Below are 12,462 nucleotides of genomic sequence, written 5' to 3'. Positions count from 1 at the left end.
TACAGATCGAGTTTCGGTCCAGGTTAGGGCAGATGCGTTCGGAAATTTTATGCCAGATAGGCAGGAAAGTTATCTCGAAGAACTACGTCCCAGATTTCTCAAGGGCGTAATTTTTTGCTGGGATCCGATCGCAGCTATGCCGGCGGATGCGAGCGAGGAAAGTGAATTTCGCACGCCCCCGTCTCGGTAGGCAGCAATGAAGTTCGACGGTACCCCGCTTGGGAACGAACTGGTGAACGTCAGCCAATCGACGAAGGTGACACCCCCTGCAGTATTGGCGGCCTTCGACGGTGCCGAACAGGCCTATTTCGGTCGCGGCGTTGCTGATCGCGCCGATTGCTGGAGCGACTAGTGACGAGCCGCCGCCTTGTATATTGGGAGTAGCCATCACGGCCGTGGCACTCACGCTGGAAAATGCGAGCGTATGAGTTGGTGGAGTTTGCGCTGATGCAGTCCCATGAGATGTTCCTGTTGATGCGTTAACGTAGTGTCACGGCAAGTTGGAAATTTCGGAGTCGCGCATAGTGCGGACGGTGGACACAAATAAAAACTGCGCCCCTGGAGTCCCAGGGGCGCAGTCGCTTGGACGTCAGTCGAAAAGGTTGCCGACCGCTTAGCGGCCGACCACCGTACCCGTACAGACGCTCGTGTTGCCGATGTCGAGGTTGTAGCCGCTTGCGTTGCTCAGGAAGTCGTTCGAGATGGCCGTCTGGTACGACGACGGAACCGTGTCGAAGCCGTTGCCGTGAACGACCGACGCGTAGCTGGCGTTCGTGAAGTGATTGTTCAGGAAGTCATGAACGTTCGTCTTGACGGCCGCGTTGGCGTAGCACTGGCTCAGGATGATCTGGCTCGTGCCCGAAACCGGATAGCCGGATGCCGGGTTACCCGCGTTCGGCACCCAGTTGGCCTGATTCGACGCCGCGAGCTTGTTTGACGGCGGAGCAACCGTGCCGAGGGCCGTCGACGCATTCGCATATGTCGGCGCGTAGTACTTGCTGTCGACCTTGTTCACGAGGCTCGCAATCGGCAGCTGGAATGCGCCGGCCGACGTCACGACCGTGCTTTGCGGAGCCAGGAACGTGTTCGTGTAGTCAGGGCTCAGGTAAGCGACAGCAGCCGTACCGGCCGACTGGAGGCTCACCAGTTGCGTGCGCACGCCGCCGCTACCCGAGGCCGCCGTGAAGTTCGCCGGCACGCCACCCGGGAACGAAGCGGTGAACGTCAGCGAATCGACGAACGATACGCCCGAGGCCGTGTTGCCGGTCGTACAGACAGCAGCCAGATGGCGGGTCAGCAGTTCGGTCGTGCCGCTGCCGTCCGAGCGATAGATGACCTTGATCGGTGCACTCGTCGTATAAGCCGCGTTCGTTTCAGGGTTGATGACCTGGTTCCAGTTCGTCAGCTTGCCCGAGAAGATGCCGCACAGATCGTCGTCGTTCAGCGCGATGCTATGCGCTTGACCCGGCGTCGTTTGCGGAGTCGTCGTGCTCGTCACTGCCGGGCCGTTGACGACCGGCACCGTGATCGGCGTGACGATGTACGGGATCTGGATCAGCGGGCCGTTGGTCGTGCCGAGGCCAGCTTTGTACGTCGAGATCTGCGTAGCCGCCAGTGCCGCGTCGCTGTTCGCGAAGTGGACCGTGCCCGTGACACCCGCGCCGAAGAACGTCGGCTGGTTGTTCAGGAATGCGTTCTGGCCGGCGCCCGAGCCGACCGAGTAGTACGTGAACGTGGCGTTGGCGGTGCTGTACAGGCCGATTTCGCCGGAAGCCGGCGAATTGGCGCCGATGGTCGGAGCGACGAGCGACGAACCGCCACCTTGAATCACGGGGCCTGCGGCCATCGCGAGCGATGCGCCCATGCCCGAAACAACGAGAGCGAGGACTTGACAGATCTTGCGCTTGCTGGATTTCATGAGAAATTTCCTTGAACGAAGATAAACGGGAACCCCTGCTACTGCGGTTGGAATGCTTGTGGACCGCCGGCTAAATGTAGGGGGAAATACGAGTGACGCGTGTGAATTTTTCATAACGAATGGTGCGTAACATTTTTATCGAATAAGCCATTGCGTTATTCGAATTGATAAAGCGCGGATTGGAGCGTTATTCGGTACAGGTCGGAGCTTCCAGATATTGGGATTCGGCCGGACGATGCTCCGACGAACCGCGCGCCAGAGCCCGCATCCGGCATGGTTCGGACCACCACGTCGCACGCGAACCTAAGCGGTGCTATCCCAATTTCACGACGGTTTTGTGGCGGATGTTACGGAACATTCAGTGCATCGACGAATATCCGCTCTTTTGATGAAACCCTTCCATTGGATGTGTTATTCCGTAAATGTAAGGCCGACAAAAGATCCTGTAGTTAATGTGTGATAGACCAATCGGAGAAATAAACATGAAATCGTTTTTGCGTTATAAGAATAACGACTCAATGTAATAAACCCCGCCCAAAAAGGTAGCCCAACATCCGTCACAAATCTGCGCTGGTTCGCTCCGTAGTCTTCCCCGGCGACTCCGTCCGGCACATTGCGCGCCGTCGCCGAAAAAAGTCGTACGCGTGACACGAGGGCACTGACATGTCGGCATTCCGCTACGAAGCGATCGATCCCACCGGCCGCACGCTGAAAGGCGTGCTCGAAGCCGACAGCGCGCGCGCAGGCCGCAGCCATCTGCGCACGCAAGGTCTCACGCCGCTGATCGTCGAGCTGGCCGCGCAACGCCTGCACGGCGAACGTCATCAGCGCCTGTCGCTCGGCCGCAAGCTGTCGCAGCGCGAGCAGGCGATCATCACGCGCCAGCTCGCGAGCCTGCTGGTCGCAGGGCTGCCGCTCGACGAATCGCTGTCGGTGTTGAGCGAGCAAGCCGAGCGCGACTACGTGCGCGAGTTGATGGCGTCGATCCGCGCGGAAGTCGTCGGCGGCCATTCGTTCGCGAACGCGCTGAGCCAGCATCCGCGCGATTTCCCCGAGATCTATCGCGCGCTCGTCGCGGCCGGCGAGCACACCGGCAAGCTCGGCATCGTGTTGTCGCGCCTGGCCGACTACATCGAACAAAGCAACGCACTGAAGCAAAAGATCCTGCTGGCGTTTACGTATCCGGGCATCGTCACGCTGATCGCGTTCGGCATTGTCACGTTCCTGCTGAGCTACGTGGTGCCGCAGGTCGCGAACGTGTTCACCAGCACGAAGCAGCAGCTGCCGACGCTGACGGTCGTGATGCTCGCGCTGTCGGACTTCGTGCGGCACTGGTGGTGGGCGTCGTTCGCGGCGGCGGCTGTGCTCGTCCATGCGATCCGCAAGGTGCTGTCGCGCGATGCGCCGCGGCTCAGGTTCGACACGTGGCTGCTGAGCGCGCCGCTCGCGGGCAAGCTCGTACGCGGCTACAACACGGTGCGCTTCGCCAGCACGCTCGGCATTCTCACCGCGGCCGGCGTGCCGATCCTGCGCGCGCTGCAGGCGGCCGGCGAGACTTTGTCGAACCGTGCGATGCGTGCGAACGTCGACGATGCGATCGTCCGCGTGCGCGAGGGCTCGGCACTGTCGCGCGCGCTGGCGCATACGAAGACGTTTCCGCCGGTCCTCGTGCACCTGATCCGTTCGGGCGAGGCGACGGGCGACGTGACGACGATGCTCGATCGCGCATCCGAAGGCGAATCGCGCGAGCTGGAGCGCCGCACGATGTTCCTGACGAGCCTGCTCGAACCGTTGCTGATTCTCGCGATGGGCGGGGTGGTGCTCGTGATCGTGCTGGCGGTGATGATGCCGATCATCGAGCTGAACAACATGGTGCAGTAATGCGCGGCTCAGCGCACGTACGCGTTGGCCTTCTCCGCGGCGGGCAGCGCGATCTCGCGATGCAGCCCGTTACGGTCGACGACGATCGAGCGCGCACGAACCTCGGCCAGTTTCGCGGCTTCGCCGATCGACGCACCGAGCGACACGACGCGCGAGGCGTCGCCGCCGACGCTGACGATCGCGGCCGCACGGCGCGCATCGGACGCGAGCACGCCGAGCAGCTGGATGGCATCGCGGCCGTCGTCGGGTTTCGCACCGAACAGCCGCGCGCCGGCAGCAATGTCGATCGGCGCGGGCGGCGGCGCAGGTGTCGCGACCGGCGCATCAGCAGCGCTCAATACGCGCACAGCCCACAGCGACACGGCAATGAGTGCGGCCGCGGCAGCGAGCGTCGCGGCGAGTGGAACGAGATCGGCGCGCGACGGCGCGATGCGAAGCAGGTCGAACGGTTTCATGGCGACAGGTCGGTGCGATGAACAGAAGATGTTTTCCATTCTTTGTTGCGAGGGTGAATGCATGATGACGGGGCCCAATGAAACCCGAACGCGATTCGCCGGTCACGCGGGAGGACACCCGCAACGCGGCTTCACGCTGATCGAGATCATGGTGGTGGTCGCGATCCTCGGGATTCTCGCGGCGCTGATCGTGCCGAAGATCATGAGCCGTCCGGACGAGGCACGCCGCATCGCGGCGAAGCAGGACATCGGCACGATGATGCAGTCGCTGAACCTGTATCGCCTCGACAACGGCCGCTATCCGGCACAGGAGCAGGGGCTGACCGCGCTGGTCCAGAAGCCGGCCACCGATCCGGTGCCGAACAACTGGAAGGACGGCGGCTATCTGGAGCGGTTGCCGAAGGACCCGTGGGGCAACCCGTATCAATACCTGAACCCGGGTGCGCATGGCGCGATCGACGTGTTCAGCTACGGCGCGGACGGCAAACCGGGCGGCGAGGGGAACGATGCGGATATCGGCTCGTGGCAGTGACGGCGTGCGCATCGTGAGCCGCCGCATGCGACACACGCGCGTCGCGCGTCGTACGTCGGCGGGCTTCACGCTGCTGGAGATGCTCGTCGTGCTCGTGATCGTGGGGCTGCTGGTCGCGGTCGTGACGCTCGCACCGTCGCGCAATCGCCGCACCGATCTGGCGGAGGAGGCACAGCGCCTGGCGAACCTGCTTGAATCGGCCGGCGACGAAGCGCAGGTACGGTCGATCCCGATCGCGTGGCAGACGGTCGGTGGAGGCTATCGCTTCGTGCAGCGCACCGAAAGCGGCGGCTGGGCGCCAATGACCGACGACCTGTATCGCGCACGCCGCTGGGGCGCCGAAGTGACGGGCGTGTCGGTGCGGTACACCGGCGGCGGCGAAGTCCCGTCGCGCGTCGTGCTCGGCAGTGAAGGCATCGACGTACCCGTGACGATCACGCTGTGGTCCGGCGACGTGCGGATGGCCGTCGTCGGCACGGGCATCGGCAACTTCGTCGTGCGCCGGCCGTGAGCGACGTTCGGCGCCCGGCATGCCCGCCATGCGGGAACGCGCCGCGATTGAATCGCATCGCTGCACGCTTCACCGGACTGTCATAGTGCCCGCTCACAATCTGACGTTCGTTTGCTGCGGAACCGCTCACGGGGGGGCGCGTTTCGCCGGCAACGTGCAACTCCACTTCCGTCCAGGGATTCATGACTCGTTCACGGGCGCCGACCGGTGTCCTGGCGCTCGTCGCGTGGCTGGCGTTCGTCGTGCCGTGCATGCACGGCATACACGCGCAGGAGACCGGTTCCATCGTCCGCCAGCCGGGCAGCGCGATGCGCTTCGATTTGCCCGCGCAGCCGCTCGCGAAGAGCTTGCAGGACTTCGCGCGGCTCACCGAGCTGATCGTACTGGCGCCCGCGCCGCTGCTTGACGGGCGCACGAGTGCGCCGGTCCAGGGCGAATTCGCGCCGCGCGCCGCGCTCGAGCGGATGCTGGCCGGAACGGGGTTGCGTGCGGAATTCTCGCGCCCGGACGAAGCGATCATCGTCGCGCAGCCGGCCGCCGAGCAGGCGCCCGCGACGGCCGACACGCCGGCGGATGCGGCCTTGCCGATCGACGGGATCGGCGATTCCGGCGATCGGCGCGCGTTCGCGGGCCTGCTGCAGGCGCATCTGATCGATGCGCTGTGCGCGCAGCCGGGGGCCGTGCCGGGCAGCTATCGACTCGTCGCGCAGGTGCGCATCGACAACAGGGGGGCGGTGGTGGCGGTCAACATGGTGGCATCGAGCGGTTCGGCCGCCCGCGACGCGGCGGTGATGCGCGCGCTGCGCGCATTGAAGCTGGACGACGCGCCGCCGGCGGACCTGCCGCAGCCGGTCACGATCCTGCTGCGGCCGGCCGGCAACGGCGTGCATTTCCGCTGTCCGGCGCCGCAGCCGGCCGTCCGGGGCTAGGCCGTCATGTCCGACAGCAACCGCTCCGGGCTCAGGCATCTGCTGGCGACGCGCTACGCGTATCTGGTCAGGCGGCTCGAACGCGTGACCGGGTCGAAGGACGGCGCCGCCGACGCGCTGCACGAAACCTGGCTGCGTCTCGAGAATGCGAACGTCTCCACGCAGGTGACGAATGCGGACGCTTATATACTCGGGATGGCGAACAATGTCGCGATCGACCAGCATCGCCGCGAACGCCGGCATCTGCACGACGACGATGTCGAGACGCTGCTCGAGATGCCCGACGAACTTGCCGATCCCGAGCGCATCGTCGCGGCGCGCCGCAAGGTCGAGACACTGAAGGACGTGCTGCGCGGCCTGCCGCCGCGGCGCCGCGCGATCCTGCTGGCCGCCCGCGTGGACGGCCTGCTGAACCGCGAGATCGCCGAGCATTTCGGCATTTCGCTGCGGCTCGTGGAAAGCGAGCTGAGTGCGGCAATGAAGTACTGCCTGCAGCGCATGCAGGAAGACGGCGATCCGTACACGGGCACGCGAGGCGGCCCGCGTAAATTTTGAGCTTCAGGACGATGACGAAAGCCCAGGCCGAACCTGCCCACGACGAACTCGACGAAGCGAGTGCGTGGCTGCTGCGTCTGCGCTCGGGAGACGCGAGCCAGGCCGAAGCCGATGCGTTCGAGCGCTGGTGCGCCGATCGTCCGCAAGCCGCCGATCTGCTGCGCGATACCTGGAGCGCGCTGCGCACGGCGGCGACCGAACTCGCCCACGAGGAACGCGCGGCCGCTGCCTGGGCAAACGTGGCCAAGCGCGAGCGCACGATGCGCACCGGACGGCGCGCGTTCATCGGCTTTGCGGTGGCGGCCGGCGCGTCGTGGCTTGCCGTGCGCCCGCCGATGCAGTTGTGGCCGTCGCTCGGCGATATCGCGGCCGATTACCACACGGGCACCGGCGAGCAGCGCAGCGTCGCGCTGTCGTCGCGCGTGACGGTCGAATTGAATACGCAGACGCGTCTGGACGTGCTGGCCGCGAGCAACGCCGCGCACGGCGTCGAAGTCGTCGCCGGCGAGGCGGAGATCGATGCGGCGCCGCCGCCTGCCGGCCGCGCGACGCCGATCCAGCCCGTCACCGTGGTGGCCGGCGGCGGCCGCATGCAGGCGGCCGTCGCGCGCTTCAACGTGCGGCGCACCGGCTCGCAGGTCTGCGTGACCTGCCTGTCCGGCACGGTCGCGCTCGAGCATCCGCGCGGTGCGCGCACGCTGACGGCCGACGATCAGGTCGTCTACGACGATCGCGGCGTGCAGCCCGTGTCGCGAATCGATCCGGGCGCGGTCAGCGCATGGCGGCGCGGGATGCTGGTGTTCAACGGCGTGCCGCTCGCCGATGTAGTCGACGAGATAAACCGCTACCGGCGCGGCAAGGTCATCCTGCGCAGCGCGTCGCTCGGCGAGAACCGGATGCAGGCGCAGTTCCCGATCACGCGGCTCGACGACGTGATCGACATGGTCGGCCGCCTGTATGGCGCGCACATCACGCGCCTGCCCGGCAACATCGTGCTGCTGAGCTGACCGGCTTCCCTCGCTTTACTTTCCGTTCTTCCTCCCGCCGGCGATGCGTTCGCGGCGCTTGCGGCTGTCCGCGCACTGCGGGTTACGGCCGTCCGATACGACTTGATCAATGAGGGCCGGCAAACGCCGGGCTGTCCGTCATGGCGGCCCGGTGTGACGTCGTCGGACCCGAGGCGTGGGTGGCAAGCGCCCCGGCCGTGCAGCGATGCGCGGTGCGGGGGATGTGTGTCGATGGAGCTTCGGGCGGTGGCGTGATCATGAACGAATCGCAACGGGACAAGGATCCCGGCGACGCGAATACGCGCGCCGATGCGATCCGCGAGGGCGCCGTGCGCTGGTTGCTGTGGTTGCGCACCGGTGACACGACGGAACAGGAACTCGACGCGTTTGCGCGCTGGCGCGCGCAGAGCGACGAGCATGCGCGCACGGTCCGCGAGCTGATCTGGATGTGGGCCGTGCTGGAGACGGTCGGCCGCCAGGAGCCGGGCGGGCCGACGCGTACGCATTGAGGCGGCGGCTTTGCGCGCGCACACCGGAGTGGTGCGCAATCGCGCTCGTGCTCGCGTCGCGGTGCACGCGCTGAAAGAAAGTCTGCGGGTTATGCGGGCCCGCTTCGACCTTGTATATGAGAGAGCGAGGGGGCTGTGCAGAGGGACTGCAGCGCGGAGACCGGGGAACGGGGGCCTGAACGGGCCCCCGGATCACCGTTCACGCAGGGCGGCGGGCGTGTGGCGCTGAGGTGCCGGCCGCGTCACGCAAGCCCGGATTCACGACTCCGGATTCAGGATGGCGCCCCCGGGCTGCAGGCCCGCGCGTGCGCCGTTCCAGGCGGCGTCGAGCGGATCGCCGGTATCGCGCAGCGGCTCGCGCAGAAAAGGAAAGCGTTCGACGAACGGTGCGGATTCTTGCAGGGCCACGATATGGTTGACCATCCATTGCAGCAGATCGCCGCCGTGCCGGACCTGTTCCGGCCGCCAGTCCGGCATCGACGAGAAGAGGGCCGAGAAGCCGCTCCAGCGCGACGGACGGTCGTTGTCGCCGGGCCGGAAATAGGTGTTCATCGCGACGTCGTGCGCGTCGGTCAGCGCGCCGACGAACAGCCCGTGCGGCGTCGGCACGCCGATCTGCTGCCAGCCTTCCGCGAGGGCCAGCGAGCGCATCACGCGCGCCGCGACGAACGCGATGCGCGTTTCATGCTCGATTTCCGCCAGCGACATCACGCCGTTGCGCTGCATGCAGCGTGCGACCGCGTGCGGCCGGATCACGTTCGACGCGAAGCTGCGCAGCACGAGGTCGGGCACCGTCAGTTGAAGCTGGAATTCGCGCAGGCCGTGCTCGGCGCTCATCGTCGAGAAGTTGACGAACAACCCTTCGGCATGACCGAGCGCGCCGACGTACGGCTCGAGCCCGAGGCGCGCGAGCTTCGGCGCGATCTGGCGTTCGAGCAGCCGCATCAGGTTGCGGCGGTTGCGTATGCCCGTGAAATCGTCGAGGCCGCGCGTGACGACGTCGCTGATTTCCCAGCGGCGCTCGTCGGCGACGAGCCGCGGGGAGCCGCTCAGGTCGAACCGGGCGCGGCCATGGGCCACGCGGGGATCTACGTACATGCCGGTGCCTCGTGCATCGATTGCGGGCGGACCGCCGCGGCGGCGCGCCGTCGCGCGGGTCCGGTCGCCCACGATGCTGCGGCGTCGCGGGCCACCCGTCAAGTGCGAACGTATCGCGACGCACGCGTGCGCATGCCGTTGCGGCGGCGCGTGCGATCAACCAGACAGTGTGGGGGCATCCGATGATGCGCACGATCGTGGAACGCTTTGTCGAGCAGAGCCCGATGACGATCATGGCGCGGCTCGCGCTGCAATGCGCGCTGCACGACGACTGGATCGGCGCCGCGGCGGACGCCGGCGACGAGCCCGACGGCGAGTCGATCCGCGAGGCGCTGTTTGCCCTCGCCGTCGACGCGATCGCATCGATTGCCGCGTGGCAGCGGACGCCGGATGCCGGCGTGGCCGCTGCGCCGGGGTGGGGTTCCGCCGTGACGGCACTGCACGATTGCATGAGCCGGTGGCGTGCCGGCTGGGGGCGTGCGCTGGCCAGGGACAGTGTCGAACTGCTGCTGCCGGTTGCGTCGGCGCACAACGTCGACGGCGTGCATGCAGTCGACGGGATGCGGCTGCGTGTGCTGGACGGTACCGGCGAGGCCTGCGCACCGCAGGCCGGCGGATGCGACTGCGGGCGCGCATGTGATGACCCTGCGCGCGATGCGGCGGCGGGCGGTGCGCGCGTCCTGCCGGTCTACGATCCGGAACTCGGGATGATCGTCGACCTGCTGCCGTGCGAGCGTGGCCGGACGCACGAGCGTGCCTTCGTCGGCGCGCTGCTTGAAACGGTGCGGCCCGGCGAGCTGTGGATCGTCGACGGGCGCTTCGATACGGACGCGCTCCTTTCCGGCTGGCCGCGCCGCGGCGGCGCGTTCGTGTTGCGTGAATACGGCCGCTCGGCCGCGTGCCGGCCGCTTGGCGACTGGCAGGAGGGCGGCGGGTTCGGCGACGGACGCGTGCGCGAACAATCCGTCGGGATGGTCGGCGAAGGCGGCGTGTCGGGCACGTTTCGGCGCATCGAATGGCACAGCGCGGAGACGCCCGGCGAAATCGTCACGCTGCTGACCGATCTGCCGGCCGAGCGGTTCGACGCACCGCAGGTCGTGGCGCTGTCGTGCCGGCGCTGGCGCGACGCGCTGCCGCTGGCGCTCGAGCCCGTCACGGGCGGCGCGCCGTTTGGCGCGGTGCCCGCCCGCGCGGCGCTGCTGGCGAGCGGGATCGCCGCGTTTGCCTACAACGCGTTCAGCGTGATGACGCGCGTTGTCGGGGCGGCGCTCGCGCTCGACGCGCGTGACGTCGACCGCTTGCCGTCGCTGATCGCCGACGGCGTGACGGCGACCTACGCGGGCATGATGATCGCGCTGCCGCCGGACTGGTGGCAGCGTTACGACCAGCTGCCCGCGACGACGCTCGGCCAGATCGTGCGGATGCTCGCCGTGCACGTCGACCCGCGCAGCGAGCGGCGTCGACGCCGCGACAACCGGCTGTCCGCGAAGTCGCAGGCGTTGCTGCGCGCGGCGACGCTCGAGCGCCTGATGCACGACGACGCCGACGATCCGGCCGCCAACGTGTTCAGCCTGCGCACGATCGCGATGGCGACGCGCGACTTCAGCAGCAATCCGTCGAAGGCGCTGCGGCATGCGGGCGAGGCGCTCGTGATGGTGACGAAGTACAACCGGCCGATCGCGCTGCTCGTGTCGATCGACGACTGGAACCGGCTGCTCGGCGAAGTGCGCGAGACGAGCTTCACGCGGCTGTCGTTCGATGCGGCGGTGACGCCGCAGGGCGTGCGTGCGGTCGGGTTGGGCGAGTTGTCGCGGGTCTAGCGTGCCGGCCCGGTCGCGCCAGGCGCTGGCCGGATGTCGGTGCGACGGCATCGGGATACCTGCCGATACACGAACATGAAGGAACGGGGCGCCCGTCCGTCGCGGGTCGTTGGCGCGCCGGCTGCTCGGGATCGATTGCCGGATGAGCGCGTCCGTTGCGGCACTCCTGCATTCCGGCATGAAGCGCGGAGACCCGAGTGCGCATCGAGGCCACCCGCCCGTCGGCTTCAACTCGTGAGCCGTCGCACCCAGATGACCGACGTCCACGCGAAATTGCCGCTGCCGTAGCGCGCGATCAGCGTGTCGATACGCGTGTTGATCCGCGCCGAATGCACGCGGCAATGCACGAGGAAATAGCCGCTGTTCACGCCGACGGCCGAGCCGTCCGGCAGCGTCGGGTTGCCGCCCTGCGCCGGCAGCAGGTATTCGGCGATGTCGCCGGTACTGACGAAATAGGCTGTCGTGCGCCGGTCGACGAGCCGCTTGGCCTGGCTCGGCGACAGCCTCGGAATCGCTGCGACGAGCACGGGTTCGGCCGCGGTGTTCGCGTTGACGACGGTCAGGTCGGGCAGGATCGTCACGAATGGCGCGATTGCTTCGATCACGCGTGCGTCATAGCCGGGAATGCGCGCGAGATCGTCGATGGACACGAGCTGCAGCGGCCAGCCCTCCGGGCCGTTCGTGTCGCGCAGCGAGCGCAGCATGTAGTCGGCCGTCGATTGCGCGAGCGCGGGATCGAGCGACAGCTGGCCGAGCAGGCGCCGGTAGGCCAGCACGCCTTCGCCGCTGGACTGCCACGGCTTGCCGGGCGCGATGCGCGACACGAGATTGGTCAGGTTGAAGCGCGCCTGCGCATCCTCGACGCTGCCCGAGATCCACGCGCGCGACAGCTCGGCGTTGACCGCCAGCGCGTCGGACGGCAGCAGGTCCGAGAGCGGTACGTCGGCGACCGGTGCCGACCACGGCTGGCCGACGAACGTGACGTTCGATGTCGCGCTTTGCGCGCGCAGCGTCGCGCGTGCCCATTCGACCGCGGCGCGCTCGATCCACATCGTCTGCGTGGCGAGCCGCTGGTTCTCGACGTCGCGCGTCGCGACCTGCTGGCGCCACAGCACGCTGGCGGCAAGCGTGGCCGCCAGCGCGACGACGAGCAGCACCGTCACGATCGCGATGCCGCGTTCGCGCCGTGCGCGCGCCGTCCTGCCTGTCCCGTATCGATGCATCCGCGTGCCTCCGCAGTGTCTGTC

Annotated in this window: 13 protein-coding genes; 9 read left to right on the top strand and 4 right to left on the bottom strand. The window is 67.3% G+C overall.

What is annotated here, in order from left to right; translation table 11 throughout:
• Positions 1-196: 196 nt before the first annotated feature.
• Positions 197-352, top strand: a complete 156-nt coding sequence (locus tag F3J15_RS04745; protein WP_166888331.1) for a hypothetical protein — start codon at positions 197-199, stop codon at positions 350-352.
• 261 nt (positions 353-613) lie between these two features.
• On the opposite strand, the gene F3J15_RS04740 is transcribed toward F3J15_RS04745, so the two are convergent.
• The gene (locus tag F3J15_RS04740; protein WP_166888328.1) at positions 614-1,918 is read right to left on the bottom strand and encodes a substrate-binding domain-containing protein; all 1,305 of its coding nucleotides are present in this window, start codon (positions 1,916-1,918) and stop codon (positions 614-616) included.
• 663 nt (positions 1,919-2,581) lie between these two features.
• Between F3J15_RS04740 and gspF the strand changes: the two genes are divergently transcribed.
• Positions 2,582-3,799, top strand: a complete 1,218-nt coding sequence (gspF, locus tag F3J15_RS04735; protein ID WP_166888325.1) for a type II secretion system inner membrane protein GspF — start codon at positions 2,582-2,584, stop codon at positions 3,797-3,799.
• Between the two features lie 8 nt (positions 3,800-3,807).
• Here gspF and F3J15_RS04730 read toward each other — a convergent pair whose 3' ends face one another.
• Positions 3,808-4,254: a type II secretion system protein N gene (locus F3J15_RS04730; protein WP_166888322.1), complete on the bottom strand. Its 447-nt coding sequence runs from the start codon at positions 4,252-4,254 to the stop codon at positions 3,808-3,810.
• 61 nt (positions 4,255-4,315) lie between these two features.
• Here F3J15_RS04730 and gspG point away from each other — a divergent pair, with 61 nt between their 5' ends.
• From gspG to F3J15_RS04700, 6 genes are all read left to right on the top strand, one after another.
• Positions 4,316-4,786 carry a type II secretion system major pseudopilin GspG gene (gene gspG, locus F3J15_RS04725; protein ID WP_166888527.1) on the top strand — a complete coding sequence of 157 codons (471 nt, stop codon included), beginning with the start codon at positions 4,316-4,318 and terminating at the stop codon, positions 4,784-4,786.
• 25 nt (positions 4,787-4,811) lie between these two features.
• Positions 4,812-5,297 (top strand): GspH/FimT family pseudopilin, encoded by a 486-nt coding sequence (locus F3J15_RS04720; RefSeq protein ID WP_166888319.1) that lies wholly within the window; start codon positions 4,812-4,814, stop codon positions 5,295-5,297.
• Positions 5,298-5,479: 182 nt separating this feature from the next.
• On the top strand, positions 5,480-6,226 hold the full coding sequence (locus F3J15_RS04715) for a secretin and TonB N-terminal domain-containing protein (RefSeq protein WP_166888316.1): 747 nt from the start codon (positions 5,480-5,482) through the stop codon (positions 6,224-6,226).
• A 6-nt stretch (positions 6,227-6,232) separates the two neighbouring features.
• Positions 6,233-6,781: an RNA polymerase sigma factor gene (locus tag F3J15_RS04710; RefSeq protein ID WP_059577451.1), complete on the top strand. Its 549-nt coding sequence runs from the start codon at positions 6,233-6,235 to the stop codon at positions 6,779-6,781.
• Between the two features lie 11 nt (positions 6,782-6,792).
• The gene (locus tag F3J15_RS04705; RefSeq protein ID WP_166888313.1) at positions 6,793-7,788 is read left to right on the top strand and encodes a FecR domain-containing protein; all 996 of its coding nucleotides are present in this window, start codon (positions 6,793-6,795) and stop codon (positions 7,786-7,788) included.
• Positions 7,789-8,045: 257 nt separating this feature from the next.
• The gene (locus F3J15_RS04700) at positions 8,046-8,297 is read left to right on the top strand and encodes a DUF4880 domain-containing protein (protein WP_240159113.1); all 252 of its coding nucleotides are present in this window, start codon (positions 8,046-8,048) and stop codon (positions 8,295-8,297) included.
• Between the two features lie 258 nt (positions 8,298-8,555).
• Here the strand turns inward: F3J15_RS04700 and F3J15_RS04695 are convergent, their stop codons facing one another.
• Positions 8,556-9,395 carry a hypothetical protein gene (locus F3J15_RS04695; RefSeq protein ID WP_166888310.1) on the bottom strand — a complete coding sequence of 280 codons (840 nt, stop codon included), beginning with the start codon at positions 9,393-9,395 and terminating at the stop codon, positions 8,556-8,558.
• Between the two features lie 182 nt (positions 9,396-9,577).
• Here F3J15_RS04695 and F3J15_RS04690 point away from each other — a divergent pair, with 182 nt between their 5' ends.
• The gene (locus tag F3J15_RS04690) at positions 9,578-11,215 is read left to right on the top strand and encodes a transposase (protein WP_166888307.1); all 1,638 of its coding nucleotides are present in this window, start codon (positions 9,578-9,580) and stop codon (positions 11,213-11,215) included.
• A 227-nt stretch (positions 11,216-11,442) separates the two neighbouring features.
• On the opposite strand, the gene gspK is transcribed toward F3J15_RS04690, so the two are convergent.
• Positions 11,443-12,438 carry a type II secretion system minor pseudopilin GspK gene (gspK, locus tag F3J15_RS04685; RefSeq protein ID WP_166888302.1) on the bottom strand — a complete coding sequence of 332 codons (996 nt, stop codon included), beginning with the start codon at positions 12,436-12,438 and terminating at the stop codon, positions 11,443-11,445.
• Positions 12,439-12,462 lie beyond the last annotated feature (24 nt).

The organism is Burkholderia sp. Ap-955 (genome assembly GCF_011753045.1).
Lineage (GTDB): Bacteria > Pseudomonadota > Gammaproteobacteria > Burkholderiales > Burkholderiaceae > Burkholderia > Burkholderia lata_D.
The sequence above is the reverse complement of the archived record's forward strand: the minus strand, read 5'-3'. Positions and strand labels throughout refer to the sequence as shown.

Bases quoted from the DNA above. Each gene is read 5' to 3' on its own strand.
- F3J15_RS04720 (WP_166888319.1), top strand. From the start codon at position 4,812: ATGCGACACACGCGCGTCGCGCGTCGTACGTCGGCGGGCTTCACGCTG.
- F3J15_RS04695 (WP_166888310.1), bottom strand. From the start codon at position 9,395: ATGTACGTAGATCCCCGCGTGGCCCATGGCCGCGCCCGGTTCGACCTG.
- F3J15_RS04710 (WP_059577451.1), top strand. From the start codon at position 6,233: ATGTCCGACAGCAACCGCTCCGGGCTCAGGCATCTGCTGGCGACGCGC.
- gspK (WP_166888302.1), bottom strand. From the start codon at position 12,438: ATGCATCGATACGGGACAGGCAGGACGGCGCGCGCACGGCGCGAACGC.
- F3J15_RS04745 (WP_166888331.1), top strand. From the start codon at position 197: ATGAAGTTCGACGGTACCCCGCTTGGGAACGAACTGGTGAACGTCAGC.
- F3J15_RS04730 (WP_166888322.1), bottom strand. From the start codon at position 4,254: ATGAAACCGTTCGACCTGCTTCGCATCGCGCCGTCGCGCGCCGATCTC.
- F3J15_RS04715 (WP_166888316.1), top strand. From the start codon at position 5,480: ATGACTCGTTCACGGGCGCCGACCGGTGTCCTGGCGCTCGTCGCGTGG.
- gspG (WP_166888527.1), top strand. From the start codon at position 4,316: ATGATGACGGGGCCCAATGAAACCCGAACGCGATTCGCCGGTCACGCG.
- F3J15_RS04740 (WP_166888328.1), bottom strand. From the start codon at position 1,918: ATGAAATCCAGCAAGCGCAAGATCTGTCAAGTCCTCGCTCTCGTTGTT.
- F3J15_RS04705 (WP_166888313.1), top strand. From the start codon at position 6,793: ATGACGAAAGCCCAGGCCGAACCTGCCCACGACGAACTCGACGAAGCG.
- F3J15_RS04700 (WP_240159113.1), top strand. From the start codon at position 8,046: ATGAACGAATCGCAACGGGACAAGGATCCCGGCGACGCGAATACGCGC.
- F3J15_RS04690 (WP_166888307.1), top strand. From the start codon at position 9,578: ATGATGCGCACGATCGTGGAACGCTTTGTCGAGCAGAGCCCGATGACG.
- gspF (WP_166888325.1), top strand. From the start codon at position 2,582: ATGTCGGCATTCCGCTACGAAGCGATCGATCCCACCGGCCGCACGCTG.